The organism is Xanthobacter autotrophicus, from assembly GCF_030015065.1.
GTDB classification, from domain to species: domain Bacteria; phylum Pseudomonadota; class Alphaproteobacteria; order Rhizobiales; family Xanthobacteraceae; genus Xanthobacter; species Xanthobacter autotrophicus_D.
The window spans coordinates 1-404 of record NZ_JAIVFN010000517.1; the positions used below are offsets into that span (position 1 = coordinate 1).

The 404-nt window shown below is 65.3% G+C and carries 1 pseudogene; it reads right to left on the reverse strand.

What is annotated here, in order from left to right:
• Positions 1-158 precede the first annotated feature (158 nt).
• Positions 159-404, reverse strand: a pseudogene (locus K9U40_RS24300) (response regulator); the annotation flags it as partial.

The following is a 404-nucleotide window of genomic DNA, read 5'->3' on the forward strand; positions in this document are numbered from 1 at the left end:
GATCTGCGGGCCGGGCGGGAACACCGCCGCGCCACTGGCCTTGCGCTGGCGCAGGAAGCTGGACAGCTCGCGCATCTGCGGCTGCAACAGGTAATCGCCGACATGCTGCTTCCAGCTCGGTTCCAGCTGGATCGTCGGGGTGTCGGCTACTTCATCCATCATCGCAACAGAGGTCCATCGTTCAATCGGGCCAGCCTCAGCTGGAACAGCACCTTGGTGACCAGCAGCCGTTCTTCGATCGGCTTGAGCACCAGGTCGTTGGCACCGGACTGCAGCAGCCCGGTCTGGTTGTGCGGGTTGCCATCGCCGGTCATCACCAGCACCGGCAGGCGGCGCTTGCCGTAGCCGAAATCCACGCGCACGCGCTGCACCACGTCGCGACCGCTCAGTTCGCCCTTCAGGGT